Source organism: Streptomyces sp. GbtcB6 (assembly GCF_019091475.1).
Lineage (GTDB): Bacteria > Actinomycetota > Actinomycetes > Streptomycetales > Streptomycetaceae > Streptomyces > Streptomyces hyaluromycini.
Genome location: NZ_JAGXJL010000025.1, coordinates 62,261 through 81,277, shown reverse-complemented (window position 1 = coordinate 81,277; position 19,017 = coordinate 62,261). Strand labels below are relative to the sequence as shown.

Sequence of the window (19,017 nt, the reverse complement as noted above, 5' to 3'; positions counted from 1 at the left end):
TCCCCGTGTCCGCGCCCCGCACCGCCCCTGTCAGGAAGGTCCTCGGCCGGCTCTCGCTGCCCGAGCGGACCATCGTGGCGGACGCGCTGCGGACCGAGACCGTCGGCGGTGTGCTGCTGCTCGTCGCCGCGATAGCCGCGCTGGTCTGGGCGAACATACCCGCGCTCCACCACGGCTACGAGAGCGTCTCCGACTTCCACTTCGGCCCCGGTGCTCTCGGCCTGAACCTCTCCGTCGCCCACTGGGCCGCCGACGGCCTGCTCGCGGTCTTCTTCTTCGTCGCCGGCATCGAGCTCAAGCGCGAACTGGTCGCAGGCGACCTGCGGGACCCGAAGGCGGCCGTCCTCCCGGTGGTCGCCGCGCTGTGCGGGATGGCCGTGCCGGCGCTCGTCTACACCCTCACCAACCTCACCGGCGGCGGCTCCACGCAGGGCTGGGCGGTGCCCACGGCCACCGACATCGCCTTCGCGCTGGCCGTGCTCGCCGTGATCGGCACCTCGCTGCCGGGCGCCCTGCGCGCCTTCCTGCTCACCCTCGCGGTCGTCGACGACCTGTTCGCCATCCTGATCATCGCGGTCTTCTTCACGGAGCGGATCGACTTCGCCGCGCTGGGCGGGGCGGCCCTCGGTCTGGCCGTCTTCTGGCTGCTGCTGCGCAGGGGCGTGCGCGGCTGGTACGTGTACGTGCCGCTCGCTGTCGTGATCTGGGCGCTGATGTACAACAGCGGCGTGCACGCGACCATCGCCGGTGTCGCCATGGGCCTGATGCTGCGCTGCACCACCCGTGAGGGTGAGGAGCACTCCCCCGGCGAGCACGTCGAGCATCTTGTGCGGCCGTTGTCGGCGGGGCTGGCCGTGCCCCTGTTCGCGCTCTTCAGCGCCGGCGTGACGGTGTCCGGCGGGGCGCTCGGCGACGTCTTCACCAGGCCGGAGACGCTCGGAGTCGTCCTCGGGCTGGTCGTCGGCAAGGCGGCCGGGATATTCGGCGGGACCTGGCTGACAGCCCGCTTCACCCGGGCCTCCCTCAGCGAGGACCTCGAATGGGCCGACGTCTTCGCGGTGGCCGCGCTCGCCGGTATCGGCTTCACCGTGTCGCTGCTCATCGGCGAACTCGCCTTCGCCGGCGACGCCGTGCTGACGGACGAGGTCAAGGCCGCGGTACTCACCGGCTCACTCATCGCGGCCCTGTGCGCCACCGTGCTGCTGAAGATACGCAACACCCGCTACCGCAGGCTGGTCGAGGCCGAGGAGCGGGACGACGACCTCGACGGCATCCCGGACGTCTACGAGGAGGACAATCCCGCGTACCACCTGCGGATGGCGGAGATCTACGAGCGGAAGGCCGCCGAACACCGCAGGATCGCCGCGGAGAAGGCCGCCCCCTAGGGGTCCGGCAGGCGGGACGCGCCCGCCGAAGTACCGGGCGGGGCAGGCGAGCAGGGCGACCGTCCGGCATGATCTGACGAGACGGTACAAAAAGACCGGTACAAAAAGACCGGTGCGAAAGACGATGACGAAGACGCAGAGGGAGACCGCGATGAGCGCACCCGACGGCAGCCCGGTCGGTGCCGAACGCAGCATCGGCCAGCTGTTCGCCTCGGCCACGGCCGAGATGTCGGCGCTGGTGCACGACGAGATCGCGCTGGCCAAGGCCCAGCTGAAGCAGGACGTCAAGCGGGGCGCGACGAGCGGCGGCGCGTTCTCGGCTGCCGGAGTGCTGCTGCTGTTCTCCCTGCCGATGCTCAACTTCGCCCTGGCGTACGGCATTCGGACCTGGAGCCACTGGAATCTCGCGATCTGCTTCCTGCTCTCGTTCGCGGCGAACGTCCTGGTGGCCGCCGTCCTCGCGCTGATCGGCGTGGTGTTCGCGAAGAAGGCCAGTAAGGGCAAGGGCCCGCAGAAGGTGGCCGCGTCGATGAAGGAGACGGCGGGCGTGCTCCAGAACGCCAAGCCGCATCCGCGCCCGGAACTCCCCCGGGACGAGGTGCCGGCCATCGAGGCTGTGGCACGCTCGACGTCATGACGGATCCCGCTCCCTCGGCCGTACGGCCGGAGGGCCCCTGGACGCACCGGGACGTCGCCGCGAACGGCGCCCGCTTCCACATCGCCGAGCTCGGCGACGGACCGCTGGTCATGCTGGTGCACGGCTTCCCGCAGTTCTGGTGGACCTGGCGGCACCAGCTGGTCGCGCTCGCCGACGCGGGCTTCCGGGCCGTCGCCATGGACCTGCGCGGCGTCGGCGGCAGCGACCGCACCCCGCGCGGCTACGACCCGGCGAACCTCGCGCTCGACATCACCGGCGTGATCCGTTCGCTCGGCGAGCCGGACGCCGCGCTGGTCGGCCACGACCTGGGCGGCTACCTGGCCTGGACGGCGGCCGCCATGCGCCCCAAGCTGGTACGACGGCTCGCGGTGGTGTCCATGCCGCACCCGCGGCGCTGGCGCTCGGCGATGCTCCGGGACCGCAGGCAGACCGCCGCCGCCTCCTACATCTGGGGCTTCCAGCGGCCCTGGATCCCGGAGCGGCAGCTCACCGCCGACGACGGCGCGCTGGTCGGCCGGCTGATCCGGGACTGGTCCGGGCCGCGGCTGCCGGACGACGAAGCGGTGGAGACGTACCAGCAGGCCATGTGCATCCCGTCCACCGCACACTGCTCGATCGAGCCGTACCGCTGGCTGGTGCGCTCGCTGGCGCGCCCGGACGGCATCCAGTTCAACCGCAGGATGAAACGTCCGGTGCGCGTCCCGACGCTCCATCTGCACGGCTCCCTTGACCCGGTGACCCGCACCCGCAGCGCGGCCGGCTCCGGCGAGTACGTCGAAGCGCCTTACCGCTGGCGGCTGTTCGACGGGCTCGGGCACTTCCCTCACGAGGAGGACCCGGTCGCGTTCTCCGCCGAACTCGTCAACTGGCTGAAAGACCCCGAACCCGATCGGTGACCGCGCCGATGCGCCCGGTATCCGGACCTGCACACCTGTTCTACGAACGGCCACATGCCCGGCGCATAGGCCGATTCGGGGGCGCGCGGGAGGTTATCGACCTTGGGGCAGGGGCAGACGTCGGGGTATGGGCTGGACGCACGACTACAGTGACGCACCCCGCAACCGCCGTACGACAGGCGGCCCGAACCCTCATCGCGGAGGTGCCCCGCAGCTGCCGGGGGCAGACCTCAGGGTGGGGATTCCGCGCATCCTGCGCCGCCGGGCCCGCTGGGTCTCGGTACGTCTGCGCCACACCCGCGGCTGACGGCCCGCACGGCCCCGCAGGGCCCCGAAGATCTCTGAGAAGACCTCTGAAGGGGCTCTAGAGGGCGCAGCTGTCGGTGCCCACCTGCTGGCTCGCGGTACGGCCCCGGGCGATGTCCGCCTGGATCTCGTCGGCCGTGAGGGCGTACCCGGTGTCGGCGTCGTCCAGTGACTTCGCGAAGACGACCCCGTACACCCTGCCCTTGGGCGTGAGCAGCGGGCCGCCGGAGTTGCCCTGACGGACGGTCGCGTACAGCGAGTAGACGTCACGGCGGACGGTGCCGCGGTGGTAGATGTCCGGGCCGTTGGCCGTGATCCGGCCGCGCACCCGGGCGGGCCGGACGTCGTACGACCCGTTCTCCGGGAACCCGGCGACGATCGCGCTGTCGGTCGTATCGGCGTCCGCGGCGGAGAACTTCAGGGCCTTGGCCCGCAGGTCCGGCACGTCCAGTACGGCGATGTCGCGCTGCCAGTCGTAGAGGACGACCTTGGCGTCGTACTTGCGGCCCTCGCCGCCGATCTGGACGGTGGGCTCGTCGACGCCGCCGACCACATGGGCGTTGGTCATCACGCGGCGGTCGGCGAAGACGAAGCCGGTGCCCTCCAGGATCTTCCCGCAGCTCTGCGCGGTGCCCGTCACCTTGACGATGGACTGCTGGGCGGTCGTGGCCACCGCGCTGTTCGCGAGGGCCGGGTCGGGCGGCGAGACATCGGTGATCGGCTCGTTGGCGAACGGGCTGAAGACCTGCGGGAAGCCGTTCTGCGCGAGGACCGCGGAGAAGTCCGCGAACCAGGTGTCGGCCTGGTTGGGCAGCGCTCTGGACACCCCGAGCAGCACCTTGGAGTTGCGCACCTCCTTACCGAGCGTCGGCAGGGTGGTGCCCGCGAGGGCGGAGCCGATCAGCCAGGCGACCAGCAGCATCGCCAGCACGTTGACGAGCGCGCCGCCGGTGGCGTCCAGAGCGCGGGCCGGGGACCAGGTGATGTACCGGCGCAGCTTGTTGCCCAGGTGGGTGGTCAGGGCCTGGCCGACGGAGGCGCAGACGATGACGACGACCACGGCGACGACCGCGGCGGTGGTGCCCACTTCGGCGTTGTCGGTCACCGCGTCCCAGATCACCGGCAGGACGTAGACGGCGACGAGTCCGCCGCCCAGGAAGCCGATCACCGACAGGATGCCGACGACGAACCCCTGGCGGTAGCCGACGATCGCGAACCACACGGCGGCGACCAGCAACAGGATGTCCAGCACATTCACGAACGACACCCTGTCATGACCGCCAGTCGAGCGGGACCAGCTTCTCTCGGTCCCAGGAGCGCTCCCATCCCGCGTAGTGCAGCAGACGGTCGATCACCCCGGCCGTGAACCCCCACACCAAGGTCGATTCGACCAGGAATGCCGGACCTCGGTGGCCGCTGGGGTGCACGGTGGTGGCCCGGTTGGCCGGGTTCGTGAGATCCGCCACGGGAACGGTGAAGACCCGCGCCGTCTCGTTGGGATCCACCACCCCCACCGGACTCGGCTCGCGCCACCAGCCCAGCACCGGGGTGACCACGAACTTGCTCACCGGGATGTACAGCCTGGGCAGCACCCCGAACAGCTGGACGCCGGCCGGGTCCAGCCCGGTCTCCTCCTCGGCCTCGCGGAGGGCGGCCCGCAGCGGCCCGTCGGCCTTCGGGTCGCCGTCCTCGGGGTCGAGGGCGCCGCCAGGGAAGGAGGGCTGCCCGGCGTGCGAGCGCAGCGAGCCGGCCCGCTCCATCAGCAGCAGCTCGGGTCCCTGCTCGCCCTCCCCGAACAGGATCAGCACGGCCGACTGCCGTCCCGCGCCGTTCTCCGGCGGCAGGAAGCGGCTCAGCTGGAGCGGCTGGATCGTCTCGGCGGCCTGCACCACCGGGTCCAGCCACTCCGGCAGGCCCTCCTTGCCGAGCGCCACGCCCGCGCGTGCACCGCCGGTCTGCTCCTTGCTGCTGTGTGTCACGGCATCCCCCGTCCCGCCCTGCTCCCCCGTCCTGCCCGTTCCAACGCCCGAAGTCTCCTTGATCGTTCCGTTCCCCGTCCCTGAGAAGGCCCCTGGGTCATGTCCCTGATACGCCGCCCAGCGGCGGTGCCGGCCGGCCGCCCGCGTCCAGATACGCCTGCGGCGGATTGAGCCGCTGACCGGGGAAGCCGCCCTTCTCGTACTTGAGCAGCTTCCTCGCCTTCTCCGGGTCGGTCTCGCCCTCGCCGTAGGCCGGGCAGAGCGGGGCGATGGGGCAGACCCCGCAGGCGGGCTTGCGGGCGTGGCACATCCGGCGGCCGTGCCAGATCACGTGGTGCGAGAGGTCGGTCCAGTCGGTCTTGGGGAACAGCGCGCCGACGGCCGCCTCGATCTTGTCGGGGTCGGTCTCGGCGGTCCACCGCCAGCGGCGGACCAGGCGCTGGAAGTGCGTGTCCACGGTGATGCCGGGGCGCCCGAAGGCGTTGCCGAGGACGACGAACGCGGTCTTGCGGCCGACGCCGGGCAGCTTGACGAGGTCTTCGAGCCGGCCGGGGACCTCGCCGCCGAACTCCTCCACCAGCCCCTTGGAGAGCCCTATCACCGACTTGGTCTTGGCCCGGAAGAACCCGCACGGCCGCAGGATCTCCTCGACCTCCTCCGGGTTGGCCGCGGCCAGGTCCTCGGGGGTGGGGTACTTCGCGAACAGCGTCGGGGTGGTCTGGTTGACGCGCAGGTCGGTGGTCTGTGCGGACAGCACCGTGGCGACCAGGAGCTGGAAGGGGTTCTCGAAGTCCAGCTCGGGGTGGGCGTACGGGTACACCTCGGCGAGCTCGCGGTTGATCCGGCGGGCCCGGCGGACGAGCGAGGTCTGCGACTCGGGCTTCCCGGCCGGCTGCGGCTTCTCGGCGGCGGCCTTCCCGACCGCGGCCTTCTTGGACGCGACTCTCTTGGACTCGACCTTCTCGACGGCGCTCTTCTTGGTCGCGACGCGCTTGGCCGCGGTCTTCGCCGGCGCCGCCTTCGCTGCCGGTGCCGTCTTCGTCGCTTTCTTCGTCGCCGTCGCCTTCTTCGTCGCCACCTTGCCGACCGCCGCCTTCTTCACGGCTTTCGCCGCTTTTGTCGCCTTTTTCGGCTCACCGGAGGCAGCATCGGACCCTTGTTCGCCCACAGCGGAATCACCTCGTACAACCACCCGCCCAGCCCCCTTGGCCTGTGCTCTCACCGGCGATTTGGACACCCGGCCAGCCTAAAGCCCGGCACCGACATCCGCCCCGGACCCGGAAGATCAGCCCCCGATTGGACCCCTGCCGCTTACCTCGGCACACCTGTGCGGCATCCTTGTGACAGATCACACTGTTTGGACCGTCCGGCAAAATGGGGAGCACGGTCCCCTGGTACCAAGGGGGAGCAAGATCCCCTGAGCAGGTCGACAAGGAGAGAACTCGTGGACGACGTTCTGCGGCGCAACCCGCTTTTCGCGGCGCTCGATGACGAGCAGTCCGCGGAGCTGCGTGCCTCCATGAGTGAGGTGACCCTCGCGCGTGGCGACTCCCTGTTCCACGAGGGCGACCCGGGCGACCGGCTCTACGTCGTCACCGAGGGCAAGGTCAAGCTCCACCGCACCTCCCCCGACGGCCGCGAGAACATGCTCGCCGTGGTCGGCCCCGGCGAGCTGATCGGCGAGCTGTCGCTGTTCGACCCCGGCCCGCGCACGGCGACCGCGACCGCGCTGACCGAGGTCAAGCTGCTGGGCCTCGGCCACGGCGACCTCCAGCCCTGGCTGAACGCACGCCCCGAGGTGGCCACCGCCCTGCTGCGCGCCGTCGCCCGCCGGCTGCGCAAGACCAACGACGCCATGTCCGACCTGGTCTTCTCCGACGTACCGGGCCGGGTCGCGCGCGCCCTGCTGGACCTCTCCCGCCGCTTCGGCGTGCAGTCCGAGGAGGGCATCCACGTCGTCCACGACCTCACGCAGGAGGAGCTGGCCCAGCTGGTCGGCGCATCCCGCGAGACCGTGAACAAGGCCCTGGCGGACTTCGCCCAGCGTGGCTGGCTGCGGCTGGAGGCGCGCGCCGTGATCCTGCTGGACGTCGAGCGTTTGGCGAAGCGGTCCCGGTAGGCGCCGGTTTCTGGGGGCTGCCGCCCCCAGACCCCCGCATCATCGGCCTTCGGCCTCGTCCTCAAACGCCGGACAGGCTGGTATGTGGTTCCCCATGTCTGAAACAGTCGCGTCCCGGGGCCTCGACCCTCTGGGCTTCATAGAGCGCGAGGGCTCGCACGCGCGCGTGCCGCACGTCTTCCGTCCCGTGGTCGCCGCCGCCCGCGACCGGCTCCTGGACACCTTCGGGGCGCGGCTGGACAGCGCCTACCTCTACGGTTCGATCCCGCGCGGCACCGCGCGCGTGGGGCGCAGCGACCTGGATCTGGTGGCCGTCCTCACAGAGGAGCCGACCGGCGCCGACCGGGACGCGGCCCGTGCCCTCGGTGAGGCCGTCGACAAGGAGTTCCCGGAGATCGACGGGGTCGGGACCCTGCTCTACTCCCGCGCGCGGGTGCTCAGCGAGCTGGAGCGGTACGACATCGGCTGGTTCGTGGCCTGCCAGTGCACCCCGCTCCTCGGCGAGGACCTCGCCGAGTTCCTGCCCCGCTACCGCCCCGACTCCCTGCTCGCCCGCGAGACCAACGGCGACCTGGCCCGGTGGCTGCCGCGCTGGCGGGACCGGATCGCGGCCGCGGACGACACCGAGGAGGCCCTGCGCCCCCTGGTGCGCTTCATGTCACGGCATCTCGTGCGCACCGGCTTCACCCTCGTCATGCCCCGATGGAACGGCTGGACCAGCGATCTGCGCGAGATGGCCGAGGCGTTCGCCGGCTACTACCCGGAGCGGGCCGAACAGCTGCGCCGCGCGGCCGGATCGGGGCACGAGCCGGTCGGCGACCGCGCGCTGCTGAGGTCGTACGTCGACGACCTCGGGCCCTGGCTCGCGGGCGAGTACGCGCGCGTGCACGGCGTGAAGGCGCCCAGACCCGAGGGCTGGGACTAGAGCTCGGACCAGAGCTCGGACTAGATCTCCGACTGGATCAGCCCGTGCTCGGTCAGGTAGTCCAGCTGGGCCCGGACGGACAGTTCCGCGGCCGGCCACAGGGAGCGGTCCACGTCGGCGTAGACGTGGGCGACGACCTCGGCGGGGGCGCGGTGGCCGTTCTCGACGGCCGTCTCGACCTGGGCCAGCCGGTGGGCGCGGTGGGCCAGGTAGAACTCGACGGCGCCCTGGGCGTCCTCCAGGACGGGTCCATGGCCCGGCAGGACGGTGTGGACGCCGTCGTCGACCGTCAGCGAGCGCAGCCGTCGCAGCGAGTCCAGGTAGTCGCCCAGCCGGCCGTCCGGGTGCGCCACGACCGTCGTACCGCGCCCCAGGATGGTGTCGCCGGTCAGGATCGCGCGGTCGGCCGGGAGGTGGAAGCTCAGGGAGTCGGCGGTGTGGCCCGGGGTCGGTACGACCCGCAGCTCCAGGCCGCCGGTCGTGATCACGTCGCCGGCTGCCAGGCCCTCGTCACCGAGGCGCAGCGCCGGATCGAGGGCACGCACGCGCGTGCCGGTCAGTTCCGCGAAGCGTACGGCGCCCTCGGCGTGGTCCGGGTGCCCGTGGGTCAGGAGGGTGAGCGCGATCCGTTTGCCGGCCTTCTCGGCCATGTCGACGACGTTCTCGAGGTGGCCGTCGTCCAGCGGGCCCGGGTCGATCACCACGGCCAGGTCGGAGTCGGGCTCGCTGACGATCCAGGTGTTGGTGCCGTCCAGGGTCATCGCGGAGGCGTTGGGCGCCAGCACGTTGACGGCCCGCGCGGTGGCGGGACCCGAGAGGACTCCGCCGCGCGGCTGGCCTGGCAGGGCTGCTGCTTCCGTCATCGTCAGGCTCCCCCGCTCGTCAGGTCGGTCGGTATGTGCTTGGTGAACTCGTCGTGGCCCGGCCAGGTCAGGACGATCTCACCGGCCACCAGGCGGGCGCGGGCCAGCACCGGCGTCATGTCCCGCGCGGGCGCCGCCGCGAGCGTCTCGGCGGCCGTGGCGTACGGCAGGAGCTGGCGCAGGGTGGCGATGGTGGGCGGCATCATCAGCAGCTCGCCCCTGTCGTAGCCGGCGGCCGCCTCCGCCGGGCCGATCCACACCGTGCGGTCGGCCTCCGTGGAGGCGTTACGGGTGCGCTGGCCCTCCGGGAGGGCGGCGACGAAGAACCAGGTGTCGTAGCGGCGGCTCTCGAACTCCGGGGTGATCCAGCGCGTCCAGGCGCCCAGCAGGTCCGAGCGCAGGACCAGGCCGCGCCGGTCCAGGAACTGGGCGAAGGACAGGTCACGGGCGACCAGGGCCGCGCGGTCGGCCTCCCAGTCGTCCCCGGTGGTGTCCCCGACCACGGCGTCCGCGGCAGGACCGGCGAGCAGCACACCGGCTTCCTCGTACGTCTCCCGCACCGCCGCGCAGACGATCGCCTGGGCGCCCGCCTCGTCGACACCGAGCCGGTCGGCCCACCACGCGCGCGTGGGGCCCGCCCAGCGCACCTGGTGGTCGTCGTCGCGCGGGTCGACACCGCCGCCCGGATACGCGTACGCGCCTCCGGCGAAGGCCATGGAGGCGCGTCTGCGCAGCATGTGGACGACGGGACCGTCCGGGGTGTCCTTCAGGAGCAGCACGGTGGCCGCGCGCCTCGGGGCCACCGGCACGAGGGTGCCCTCCGCGTGTGCGCGGATGCGGTCCGGCCACTCGGGGGGATACCACTGTCCATCGGCCATTACCGGAGGCTATCCCGTGGGGAGCGAATGTTCGAGGGGGGCTGTGGTGGGCCACCGCTCCGGCTTCGGTCGGCTACGGGAGCAGCTCGACCTGGACCTCGACCTCGACCGGCGCGTCCAGCGGCAGCACCGCGACGCCCACCGCGCTGCGCGCGTGCACGCCCTTGTCACCGAGGACCTCGCCGAGCAGCTCGCTGGCACCGTTGATCACGCCCGGCTGGCCGGTGAAGTCGGTCGCGGAGGCGACGAAGCCGACGACCTTCACCACACGCGCGACGCGGTCCAGGTCACCTGCGACGGACTTCACGGCGGCCAGGGCGTTCAGCGCGCAGGTGCGGGCCAGCTCCTTGGCCTCCTCCGCGGTGACCTCGGCGCCGACCTTGCCGGTGACCGGAAGCTTGCCGTCCACCATCGGCAGCTGGCCGGAGGTGTAGACATACACGCCCGACCGGACGGCCGGCTGGTAGGCGGCGAGCGGCGGGACGACCGCCGGCAGCGCGAGACCGAGTTCGGCCAGCTTGGCCTCGACGGCGCTCATTACGGCTTCTCCCGCTTCAGGTAGGCCACGAGCTGCTCGGGGTTGTTGGGCCCGGGCACGACCTGGACGAGCTCCCAGCCGTCCTCGCCCCAGGTGTCCAGAATCTGCTTCGTGGCATGGACGAGCAGCGGCACGGTTGCGTATTCCCACTTGGTCATGTGGCCGACTGTATCCGCTGTGACGCACGGGACACGTGGCCCACCGCACGCACGGTTATCCACAGCCTCCCGCGTGAGTGTCCGGCCGACTGGTTAGTCTCGAAGACGTGAGCAGGCTCCAGGTCGTCAGCGGCAAGGGCGGGACCGGAAAGACGACGGTCGCCGCCGCACTCGCGCTGGCCCTCGCGACCCAGGGGAAGCGGACGCTTCTCGTGGAGGTCGAGGGTCGGCAGGGCATCGCCCAGCTCTTCGAGACGGAGGCGTTGCCGTACGAGGAGCGGAAGATCGCCGTAGCACCGGGCGGCGGTGAGGTCTACGCCCTCGCCATCGATCCCGAACTGGCCCTTCTGGACTACCTCCAGATGTTCTACAAGCTCGGCGGGGCCGGCCGGGCGCTGAAGAAGCTCGGCGCCATCGACTTCGCCACCACCGTCGCGCCGGGACTCAGGGACGTCCTGCTGACCGGCAAGGCGTGCGAGGCGGTGCGCAGGAAGGACAAGGCGGGCCGGTTCGTGTACGACTACGTCGTCATGGACGCCCCGCCGACCGGCCGCGTCACCCGCTTCCTGAACGTCAACGACGAGGTGGCCGGACTCGCCAAGATCGGCCCGATACACAACCAGGCGCAGGCCGTGATGCGGGTGCTGAAGTCCAAGGAGACGGCCGTGCACCTGGTCACGCTCCTGGAGGAGATGCCGGTCCAGGAGACCGCCGACGGCATCGCCGAACTGCGGTCCGCGCGGCTGCCGGTGGGCCGGGTCATCGTGAACATGGTCCGGCCGGAGGTTTTGGACGCGACCGACCTGGAACTCGTACGGACCGTGCCGCGCACCGCCGTGGCGCAGGCGCTGTCGGCGGCCGGGCTCGGCGGGGCGCGGCGCGGCGGGAAGGCCGAGCAGCTGGTGGACCCGCTGCTCGCGCAGGCCGCCGAGTACGCCGAGCGGCACGCGCTGGAGCACGAGCAGCGCGCGGTCCTCGCCGAGCTGGACCTGCCTCGGCACGAACTGCCGCTGCTCGCCGAGGGGATGGACCTGGCGGGCCTGTACGAACTCGCCACCGAGCTGCGGGAACAGGGGATGTCATGACTCCGGATCCGGACCCGGCCCAGGAACCGGCGCAGGACGGCGCGCGCCGGCTGGCCCACGCGCCCGCGCTCGACGTCGATTCGCTGCTCGACGACCCGAACACCCGGATCGTGGTGTGCTGCGGCTCGGGCGGCGTCGGGAAGACCACCACCGCGGCGGCCCTGGGCCTGCGGGCGGCGGAACGCGGCCGCAAGGTGGTGGTGCTGACCATCGACCCGGCCAAGCGGCTGGCGCAGTCCATGGGCATCGACTCGCTGGACAACGTGCCGCGGAAGGTGAAGGGCACCGAGGACCAGGGAGCGGCATCGCGCGGCGACTCGGCCGCGGGTGACGGTGAGCGCCGGGCGGGCGGCGAACTGCACGCCATGATGCTCGACATGAAGCGCACCTTCGACGAGGTCGTGGAGGCGCACGCGGACGCCGAGCGGGCGGCCGCCATCCTGGCCAACCCGTTCTACCAGTCGCTCTCGGCGGGCTTCGCGGGCACGCAGGAGTACATGGCGATGGAGAAGCTGGGCCAGCTGCGGGCCCGGGACGAGTGGGACCTGATCGTGGTGGACACCCCGCCCTCCCGCTCCGCCCTGGACTTTCTCGATGCGCCGAAACGCCTTGGTTCCTTCCTGGACGGCCGCCTGATCCGCCTCCTCACGGCCCCGGCGAAGCTCGGCGGCCGGGCCGGCATGGCCTTCCTGAACGTCGGCATGTCGATGATGACCGGCACACTCGGCAAGCTGCTCGGCGGGCAGTTGCTGAAGGACGTACAGACGTTCGTGGCCGCGATGGACACGACGTTCGGCGGGTTCCGCACGCGCGCGGACGCGACGTACAAGCTGCTTCAGGCGCCCGGTACGGCGTTCCTGGTGGTGGCGGCTCCGGAGCGGGACGCACTGCGGGAGGCCGCGTACTTCGTGGAGCGGCTGGCCGCGGAGGACATGCCGCTGGTCGGTCTGGTCCTCAACCGCGTCCACGGCAGCGGCGCCGACCGGTTGTCGGCCGAGCGTGCGCTCGCCGCCGCGGAAAATCTTGAAGCCGCGTTCGTCGAGGCTGCGGAAAATCTTGAAGAGCCCCGCATTGTCGATCAGGGTGGCGGGAAAGCTGGACTTCGTAACTCTCCCGACACGTACGGCAGTTCTGAATCACCCGCGCCCGTGCCGTCCGCGTCCCGGCCCGACGAATCCCCCTCGTCCGGGCCTGAGGACATGACTGACGAATCCCCCTCGCCAGAGGCACCGGACCGCACCGTCGACCAGCTCACCGCAGGCCTGCTGAAGCTGCACGCCGAACGTATGCAGCTGCTCTCTCGCGAGCAGCGCACACGTGACCGCTTCACCGCGCGCCACCCCGAAGTGGCCGTGGTCGAAGTGGCCGCACTGCCCGGCGATGTGCACGACCTCGCGGGACTGCGGGACATCGGCGACCGGCTCGCGGCCGGCCGGCCGGAGCTGCCGTAGCGATACCCGTGGTCAGCTCACCGCTGGGTGGTTCCTCGCCGCTCAGCTCACCGCTGCGTAGTTCTCGTACACCTCGTCGCTGTCGAGGGGGACGATCCCGGTCCCCCGCTCGTACTCCGAGCGAGCTGTCTCCAGGAGCCTGCGCCAGGAGGTCACGGTGGGCCGCCTGCGCAGCAGTGCGCGGCGCTCCCGCTCCGTCATGCCTCCCCACACGCCGAACTCGACGCGATTGTCCAGCGCATCGGCCAGGCATTCGGTGCGTACCGGACATCCGGTGCACACCGCCTTGGCCCTGTTCTGCGCTGCTCCTTGAACGAACAGTTCATCCGGATCGGTAGTGCGACAGGCAGCCTGCGCACTCCAGTCGGTTACCCAGCCCATACCGGCGCCGTCCTCTCCCGAATCGAGGCTCCCCCACGGCGGCAGCGGCATATTCACCGCCGCCAGTTGAGGACGTTACGGAAGGTGGGCACAGCGCAACACCCCCTTCGGGCCCAATCTTGAATGGCCCGAACGGACTATGGGTAAGCGGCAGATCACCCGCGGGAGTGAGCTGACGACATGCGTGATCATCACGGCAAACCGGGACAGCTGCGGCGCGTCACAACGGACGCCAGGTGACACACGAGGCGGATTCGGACACGCGACCAACACATCACCCGAAAAAAAGTGGGCGGGTTCCGGAACGATTCGGGGTCGCCGGACGTATTGATACGTGGCCGCACTGCTGTGACAGTTGAGAGCAGCTTAGGCCAAGGCCTGTACGTGTGTCCGGCGAATGGCAAGGTAGACCGTTCATGTCGTCGTGCCGTGCGCCGAGTCACGCCCGCTCCATGCGCCTGGTCCCGTATGTCACGATCCGGCACTCGAACATCCCGAGAGCCACCCGCTCCCCCGGAACGGTCATCACTACGGATTAGGCTGCCCCCATGCCAAAGAAGCGCTCGGGCGGTGGTCTGTCGACCACGCAGCAGGCCGCCAAGTTCCTCGGTGTCAGTGTGCTCGCGGGAGCCGTGATGGCGGGCATCGCGCTGCCCGCGGCCGGGGCCCTGGGCCTCGCGGCCAAAGGTTCGGTACAGGGCTTCGACGAGATCCCGGCCAACCTGAAGAGCCCGCAGCTCAGCCAGCGCACCACGATCCTCGACAGCAAGGGCAACCAGATCGCCCAGGTCTACTCCCGTGACCGCACGGTTGTGGAACTCAAGGACATCTCGCCCTACATGCAGAAGGCGATCGTCGCGATCGAGGACTCGCGCTACTACCAGCACGGCGCCATCGACCTGAAGGGCGTGCTGCGCGCGCTGAACAAGAACGCGGTGAGCGGCGGGGTCGCCCAGGGCGCGTCCACGCTCACCCAGCAGCTGGTGAAGAACTACTTCATCGAGGAGGCCGGCGACGACCCGACCAAGGTCGCCCAGGCCACCCAGCAGACCCTCGGCCGCAAGGTCAAGGAGCTGAAGTACGCGATCCAGCTGGAGGAGAAGCTCGGCAAGAAGAAGATCCTCGAGAACTACCTGAACATCACCTTCTTCGGCGAGCAGGCCTACGGCATCGAGGCCGCCTCCCAGCGCTACTTCTCCAAGCACGCCAAGGACCTGAACCTCCAGCAGTCGGCCCTGCTGGCCGGCATCGTCCAGTCCCCCAGCCGCTACGACCCGGTCAACGACGAGGCCGAGGCGACCAAGCGGCGCAACGTCGTGCTGGAGCGCATGGCCCAACTGGGCGACATCTCCCAGGCGGAGGCCGACAAGGCCAAGGAGACCTCGCTCGGTCTGCACGTCACCCAGCCGAAGAACGGCTGCATCACCGCCGTCAAGGGTGCCGGGTTCTTCTGCAAGTACGTCGAGAACGTCTTCCTGACCGACCCGGTCTTCGGCAAGACCAGCGCGGAGCGCGCCAAGCTCTGGAACCAGGGCGGCCTGACCATCCGTACGACGCTGGACCCGCAGGCCCAGGAGTCGGTGCAGTCCTCGATCAAGGACCACGTCTACAAGTCCGACTCGGTCGCGGCCGCAGCCACCCTGGTCGAGCCCGGCACGGGCAAGATCCTGGGGATGGGCCAGTCGAAGCCGTACGGCTACAACAAGAACGAGACCGAGTACAACTTCTCGGTCGACCGGGACTACGGCGGCTCCAACTACGGCTTCCCGACGGGTTCGACGTTCAAGCCGTTCGTGGCCGCGGCCGCCATCGAGGGCGGCAAGTCGGCGACGCAGGAGTACTCGTCGCCGTACAAGATGAACTACCCGAGCCCCGTTCAGCAGTGCAACGGCAAGCAGTGGGTCAACACGGACGGCGAGCAGGTCCAGAACGAGAACGAGTCCGAGGTCGGGCCGTACCAGATGAAGAAGGCGATGGCGAAGTCCATCAACACCTACTTCGTCCAGCTGATCTCCGACATCGGCCTGTGCCCGGTGGTCAAGATGACCGACGCGCTCAACGTCCACCAGGGTGACGGCTCGAAGCTCCCGCAGACCCCGTCCATCGCCCTCGGCGCGATCGGCCTCTCCCCGCTGACCATGGCGAGCGCGTACGCCGCCTTCGCCGACCGCGGCATGTACTGCACGCCGGTCGCCATCGAGTCGATCACCCAGAAGGTCGGCAACGAGCAGAAGTCGCTGGCCGTCCCGAAGTCGACCTGCTCGCGCGCGATGAGCGAGAAGACCGCGGACACGGTCAACACCCTGCTGCGTGGTGTGGTCGACTCCGGTACCGGTCAGCAGGCCGGCCTGGACGACCGGGAGAGCGCCGGCAAGACGGGTACGACGGACTCCCGCAAGAACGCCTGGTTCGTCGGCTACACGCCCAACCTCGCGGGCGCGGTCTGGGTCGGCAGCGCCAAGCAGAACATCGAGATGACCAACATCACCATCGGCGGCGTCTACCACTCCGAGGTCTACGGCGCCGACACCCCGGGTCCGATCTGGAAGGACGCCATGACCGGCGCCCTGGAGGGCAAGCCGTCCGAGTCCTTCAACCTCGTCGACATCCCGGACGAGAACGACCACGACAAGGGCAACGGGAACGGAAACGGAAACAGCAACGGGGGCGACAACACCGGCGGCCTGATCGGCGGTCTCATCGGCGGCACGACGGCCGGCTCGACGGACGGCGGCACCACCCCGACCCCGACCTTCTCCCTCCCCGACGGCTTCATCCAGGGGAACGAAAACGGCGGGAACAACGGGAACGGCGGGAACCGAGGCTGATCTCCCGGACCTTCCGGGTCTCCCGGACCTTCCGGTACGACGGTGGGGCCGCACCTCAGGAGAAGAGGTGCGGCCCCACCGTCGTACCGCCTGCTCTGCCCTCAGGGCTGTCAGCCCTGGAGCCGCTTCTTCACCGCGGCGGCGACGCGGCCGCCCTCGGCCAGGCCGGCCACCTTCGGGTTCACGATCTTCATCACGGCGCCCATGGCCCGCGGCCCCTCGGCGCCCGCCGCCTTCGCCTCCTCGACGGCCGCGGCGACGATCCCCTCCAGCTCTTCGTCGCTGAGCTGCTTCGGCAGGTAACCGGCGAGTACCTCGCCCTCCGCCTTCTCCCGCTCGGCGCTCTCGGCACGGCCGCCCTGGGTGAAGGCCTCGGCCGCCTCCCGGCGCTTCTTCGCCTCCTTGGCGATCACCTTGAGCACCTCGTCGTCGGAGAGCTGGCGCTTCTCCTTGCCCGCGACCTCTTCGTTGGTGATCGCAGCGAGCGTCATCCGGAGCGTGGCCGAGCGGAGCTCGTCGCGTCCCTTGATCGCGGCGTTGAGGTCGTCCTGCAGCTTCGACTTGAGCGTGGTGGTCATGGCACCGATTGTCGCAGGTGCCGCAGGCTCAACGCCCGCCGATTTACCAGCTCCACGTACCGCCCGGTCTCTGAGCGCTCGCTCGGTCTGACACGATGGCCATATGCGCGCTCGATACGGAGTACCCCTGGGAGTCGCGGCGTTCGGCGCCGCGGGTGTGTTGTACGCGGCCGGCATTGAGGTCCGTTCCTTCCGCCTGCGCCGGGTGACGGTCCCGGTCCTCCCGCCGGGGATGCGCCCGCTGCGGGTGCTCCAGGTCTCCGACATCCACATGGTCGGCGGTCAGCGCAAGAAGCAGCGGTGGCTGCAGTCGCTGGCGGGCCTGCGCCCGGACTTCGTGATCAACACGGGCGACAACCTGTCCGACCCGGAGGGCGTCCCGGAGGTGCTGGACGCGCTGGGTCCGCTGATGGAGTTCCCGGGCGCGTACGTCTTCGGCTCCAACGACTACTACGGCCCCAGGCCCCGCAACCCCGCCCGCTACCTGCTGGAGAAGGTGAGCGGCAAGCACGGCCTGAACGGCAACCCGCCGGTCGTCGGCGCGATCCACAACCCCTGGGAGGACCTGCGGGACGGCTTCGACGGGGCCGGCTGGCTGAACCTCACGAACACGAGGGGCACCCTGAAGATCGAGGGCGTCTCGGTGGAGCTGACGGGACTGGACGACCCGCACATCAAGCGCGACCGCTATCCGCAGGTGGCGGGCGGCCCGTCCGGTACGGCGGACTTCTCGATGGGTGTCGTACACGCCCCGTACCTGCGCGTCCTGGACTCCTTCACGGCGGACAACTACCCCCTGGTCCTGGCCGGCCACACCCACGGCGGTCAGCTCTGCATCCCGTTCTACGGCGCCCTGGTCACCAACTGCGACCTGGACGCGGACCGCGTGAAGGGCCTGTCCACGCACACGGCGGAGGGCCGTACGTCCTACCTCCACGTCTCGGCGGGCTGCGGCACGAACCGCTACACCCCGGTCCGCTTCGCCTGCCCACCGGAGGCGACGCTGCTGACGCTGGTGGGGCGGGAGTAGGGGAACCTGGCCGGGGCCGCCCCGCCCCGGAAGGCCCGGCGCGACACAACCGGGGAACAACCGGTGGCAAACGGAAATAACCAGGAACAACCGGGGGATAACCCACCCGGCGTAAACCAGCGCGCCAGAAATGCCCTTTTCTACCTACTTTGAGGGCATGACGACGACTCCTCCGATACCCAGGGACATACCCGACCTCCCCGCGGTCCCGGGCACGCCCGTACTGCTGCCGGGATACGTTCCAGCGACGGCGGTGGTCGCCCCCATCCGCCGCCCCGTGACCGCGGTGTTCCGCCTCGTGACGGCCGCACTGGCAGCGGCGGGCGTGGCCCTGGAGCTGCTGCTGGGCAGCCCGGACCGGATCATGAGCTACTTCGGAGTCCAGGCGGCGGTACTCCTGACCCTGGTCAGCCTCGCCTCGGCCCGCCGAGCCTGGCAGGCGGCCCGCCCCCTGCCCTCGTCCCTGACCGGCGCGGCACTTCTGTACGCCGTGATCTCGGCCCTGGTCTACCACCTGCTGCTGGGCCACACCACACCCCCGTTCTCGATGACGGGCTCGACACACCTCCCGGTGGCCTGGCACGGCCAGTGGCTGGCCCTGCAGCTCCTCTACACGGCGGCCCCCGCGGCAGCTCTCCTGGACTGGCTCGTCCTCACCCCCCCGGCCCGCCTCCACCTCCGCCAGACGCCGATGTGGATGCTGTACCCCCTGGCCTACCTGACCTTCACCCTTATCCGGGCGGAGCTGCTCCTCCCCGGCACGCCGGGCCGCTACCTCTATCCCTTCCTGGACGCCGAGCAGCACAGCTACCGCGCCACCCTCGCCAACGCCCTCCTCCTGGGCCTCTCCTGCTACGCCCTGGCGGTCCTCCTGGTAGCCCTGGACCACACCCGCCCGAACCCGGTCGGACGCCGCCCCTAAACCGGATTTCGTCTCCAGCCACCGGTGGGCTAAAGTA

19 protein-coding genes and 1 pseudogene are annotated in these 19,017 nt (G+C 70.4%); 11 read left to right on the top strand and 9 right to left on the bottom strand.

Going from position 1 to position 19,017, the window contains the following annotated elements:
- Positions 1-5: 5 nt before the first annotated feature.
- From nhaA to KVT45_RS56690, 4 genes and pseudogenes are all read left to right on the top strand, one after another.
- Positions 6-1,457 (top strand): annotated as a pseudogene (gene nhaA, locus KVT45_RS34295) (Na+/H+ antiporter NhaA).
- Positions 1,458-1,536: 79 nt separating this feature from the next.
- Positions 1,537-2,022: a phage holin family protein gene (locus tag KVT45_RS34290; protein WP_089099985.1), complete on the top strand. Its 486-nt coding sequence runs from the start codon at positions 1,537-1,539 to the stop codon at positions 2,020-2,022.
- Entirely contained in the window at positions 2,019-2,939 is a 921-nt protein-coding gene (locus tag KVT45_RS34285) for an alpha/beta fold hydrolase (RefSeq protein WP_089099986.1), read from the top strand. The genes KVT45_RS34290 and KVT45_RS34285 overlap by 4 nt, the downstream gene beginning before the upstream one ends.
- A gap of 127 nt (positions 2,940-3,066) precedes the next feature.
- On the top strand, positions 3,067-3,246 hold the full coding sequence (locus KVT45_RS56690) for a hypothetical protein (RefSeq protein WP_254647762.1): 180 nt from the start codon (positions 3,067-3,069) through the stop codon (positions 3,244-3,246).
- A 57-nt stretch (positions 3,247-3,303) separates the two neighbouring features.
- Here KVT45_RS56690 and KVT45_RS34280 read toward each other — a convergent pair whose 3' ends face one another.
- The 3 genes from KVT45_RS34280 to nth form a co-directional block, all read right to left on the bottom strand.
- Positions 3,304-4,503 carry a MarP family serine protease gene (locus tag KVT45_RS34280; RefSeq protein WP_217553050.1) on the bottom strand — a complete coding sequence of 400 codons (1,200 nt, stop codon included), beginning with the start codon at positions 4,501-4,503 and terminating at the stop codon, positions 3,304-3,306.
- A 13-nt stretch (positions 4,504-4,516) separates the two neighbouring features.
- On the bottom strand, positions 4,517-5,224 hold the full coding sequence (locus KVT45_RS34275; protein WP_217553049.1) for a CoA pyrophosphatase: 708 nt from the start codon (positions 5,222-5,224) through the stop codon (positions 4,517-4,519).
- A gap of 97 nt (positions 5,225-5,321) precedes the next feature.
- Positions 5,322-6,326, bottom strand: coding sequence for an endonuclease III (gene nth, locus KVT45_RS34270; RefSeq protein ID WP_217553048.1), 1,005 nt, complete (start codon positions 6,324-6,326; stop codon positions 5,322-5,324).
- A 342-nt stretch (positions 6,327-6,668) separates the two neighbouring features.
- Between nth and KVT45_RS34265 the strand changes: the two genes are divergently transcribed.
- Entirely contained in the window at positions 6,669-7,343 is a 675-nt protein-coding gene (locus KVT45_RS34265) for a Crp/Fnr family transcriptional regulator (RefSeq protein WP_018547939.1), read from the top strand.
- A 94-nt stretch (positions 7,344-7,437) separates the two neighbouring features.
- A complete protein-coding gene (locus tag KVT45_RS34260) occupies positions 7,438-8,268 on the top strand; it encodes a nucleotidyltransferase domain-containing protein (protein ID WP_217553047.1) in 831 nt (276 codons plus the stop codon).
- A 20-nt stretch (positions 8,269-8,288) separates the two neighbouring features.
- Here the strand turns inward: KVT45_RS34260 and KVT45_RS34255 are convergent, their stop codons facing one another.
- The 4 genes from KVT45_RS34255 to KVT45_RS34240 form a co-directional block, all read right to left on the bottom strand.
- Positions 8,289-9,131: an MBL fold metallo-hydrolase gene (locus KVT45_RS34255; protein ID WP_217553046.1), complete on the bottom strand. Its 843-nt coding sequence runs from the start codon at positions 9,129-9,131 to the stop codon at positions 8,289-8,291.
- Between the two features lie 2 nt (positions 9,132-9,133).
- The gene (locus KVT45_RS34250) at positions 9,134-10,009 is read right to left on the bottom strand and encodes an NUDIX hydrolase (protein ID WP_217553045.1); all 876 of its coding nucleotides are present in this window, start codon (positions 10,007-10,009) and stop codon (positions 9,134-9,136) included.
- Positions 10,010-10,082: 73 nt separating this feature from the next.
- Complete coding sequence (locus tag KVT45_RS34245; RefSeq protein ID WP_217553044.1) at positions 10,083-10,547, bottom strand: RidA family protein; 465 nt, start codon at positions 10,545-10,547, stop codon at positions 10,083-10,085.
- Positions 10,547-10,705: a DUF4177 domain-containing protein gene (locus tag KVT45_RS34240; protein WP_019992579.1), complete on the bottom strand. Its 159-nt coding sequence runs from the start codon at positions 10,703-10,705 to the stop codon at positions 10,547-10,549. Before KVT45_RS34240 ends, KVT45_RS34245 begins: the two co-directional genes overlap by 1 nt.
- Before the next feature lie 107 nt (positions 10,706-10,812).
- On the opposite strand from KVT45_RS34240, the gene KVT45_RS34235 reads away from it, so the two are divergent.
- Positions 10,813-11,790, top strand: coding sequence for an ArsA-related P-loop ATPase (locus KVT45_RS34235; protein WP_217553043.1), 978 nt, complete (start codon positions 10,813-10,815; stop codon positions 11,788-11,790).
- Positions 11,787-13,241, top strand: coding sequence for an ArsA family ATPase (locus tag KVT45_RS34230; RefSeq protein WP_217553042.1), 1,455 nt, complete (start codon positions 11,787-11,789; stop codon positions 13,239-13,241). Before KVT45_RS34235 ends, KVT45_RS34230 begins: the two co-directional genes overlap by 4 nt.
- Positions 13,242-13,283: 42 nt before the next feature.
- Here the strand turns inward: KVT45_RS34230 and wblA are convergent, their stop codons facing one another.
- On the bottom strand, positions 13,284-13,622 hold the full coding sequence (gene wblA, locus KVT45_RS34225) for a transcriptional regulator WblA (RefSeq protein ID WP_132856581.1): 339 nt from the start codon (positions 13,620-13,622) through the stop codon (positions 13,284-13,286).
- Positions 13,623-14,170: 548 nt separating this feature from the next.
- Between wblA and KVT45_RS34220 the strand changes: the two genes are divergently transcribed.
- Entirely contained in the window at positions 14,171-16,450 is a 2,280-nt protein-coding gene (locus tag KVT45_RS34220) for a transglycosylase domain-containing protein (RefSeq protein WP_217553041.1), read from the top strand.
- A 110-nt stretch (positions 16,451-16,560) separates the two neighbouring features.
- On the opposite strand, the gene KVT45_RS34215 is transcribed toward KVT45_RS34220, so the two are convergent.
- On the bottom strand, positions 16,561-17,028 hold the full coding sequence (locus tag KVT45_RS34215) for a GatB/YqeY domain-containing protein (RefSeq protein WP_217553040.1): 468 nt from the start codon (positions 17,026-17,028) through the stop codon (positions 16,561-16,563).
- 103 nt (positions 17,029-17,131) lie between these two features.
- Here KVT45_RS34215 and KVT45_RS34210 point away from each other — a divergent pair, with 103 nt between their 5' ends.
- Together KVT45_RS34210 and KVT45_RS34205 are read left to right on the top strand one after the other, a co-directional pair.
- A complete protein-coding gene (locus tag KVT45_RS34210) occupies positions 17,132-18,058 on the top strand; it encodes a metallophosphoesterase (protein WP_217553039.1) in 927 nt (308 codons plus the stop codon).
- 157 nt (positions 18,059-18,215) lie between these two features.
- On the top strand, positions 18,216-18,980 hold the full coding sequence (locus KVT45_RS34205) for a Pr6Pr family membrane protein (protein ID WP_217553038.1): 765 nt from the start codon (positions 18,216-18,218) through the stop codon (positions 18,978-18,980).
- Positions 18,981-19,017 lie beyond the last annotated feature (37 nt).

What these genes read in the sequence shown, in the direction of transcription:
- KVT45_RS34290 (WP_089099985.1), top strand. Translation starts at nt 1,537, where the DNA reads ATGAGCGCACCCGACGGCAGCCCGGTCGGTGCCGAACGCAGCATCGGC.
- KVT45_RS34285 (WP_089099986.1), top strand. Translation starts at nt 2,019, where the DNA reads ATGACGGATCCCGCTCCCTCGGCCGTACGGCCGGAGGGCCCCTGGACG.
- KVT45_RS56690 (WP_254647762.1), top strand. Translation starts at nt 3,067, where the DNA reads ATGGGCTGGACGCACGACTACAGTGACGCACCCCGCAACCGCCGTACG.
- KVT45_RS34260 (WP_217553047.1), top strand. Translation starts at nt 7,438, where the DNA reads ATGTCTGAAACAGTCGCGTCCCGGGGCCTCGACCCTCTGGGCTTCATA.
- KVT45_RS34255 (WP_217553046.1), bottom strand. Translation starts at nt 9,131, where the DNA reads ATGACGGAAGCAGCAGCCCTGCCAGGCCAGCCGCGCGGCGGAGTCCTC.
- KVT45_RS34250 (WP_217553045.1), bottom strand. Translation starts at nt 10,009, where the DNA reads ATGGCCGATGGACAGTGGTATCCCCCCGAGTGGCCGGACCGCATCCGC.
- KVT45_RS34245 (WP_217553044.1), bottom strand. Translation starts at nt 10,547, where the DNA reads ATGAGCGCCGTCGAGGCCAAGCTGGCCGAACTCGGTCTCGCGCTGCCG.
- KVT45_RS34240 (WP_019992579.1), bottom strand. Translation starts at nt 10,705, where the DNA reads ATGACCAAGTGGGAATACGCAACCGTGCCGCTGCTCGTCCATGCCACG.
- KVT45_RS34230 (WP_217553042.1), top strand. Translation starts at nt 11,787, where the DNA reads ATGACTCCGGATCCGGACCCGGCCCAGGAACCGGCGCAGGACGGCGCG.
- wblA (WP_132856581.1), bottom strand. Translation starts at nt 13,622, where the DNA reads ATGGGCTGGGTAACCGACTGGAGTGCGCAGGCTGCCTGTCGCACTACC.
- KVT45_RS34220 (WP_217553041.1), top strand. Translation starts at nt 14,171, where the DNA reads ATGCCAAAGAAGCGCTCGGGCGGTGGTCTGTCGACCACGCAGCAGGCC.
- KVT45_RS34215 (WP_217553040.1), bottom strand. Translation starts at nt 17,028, where the DNA reads ATGACCACCACGCTCAAGTCGAAGCTGCAGGACGACCTCAACGCCGCG.
- KVT45_RS34210 (WP_217553039.1), top strand. Translation starts at nt 17,132, where the DNA reads ATGCGCGCTCGATACGGAGTACCCCTGGGAGTCGCGGCGTTCGGCGCC.
- KVT45_RS34205 (WP_217553038.1), top strand. Translation starts at nt 18,216, where the DNA reads ATGACGACGACTCCTCCGATACCCAGGGACATACCCGACCTCCCCGCG.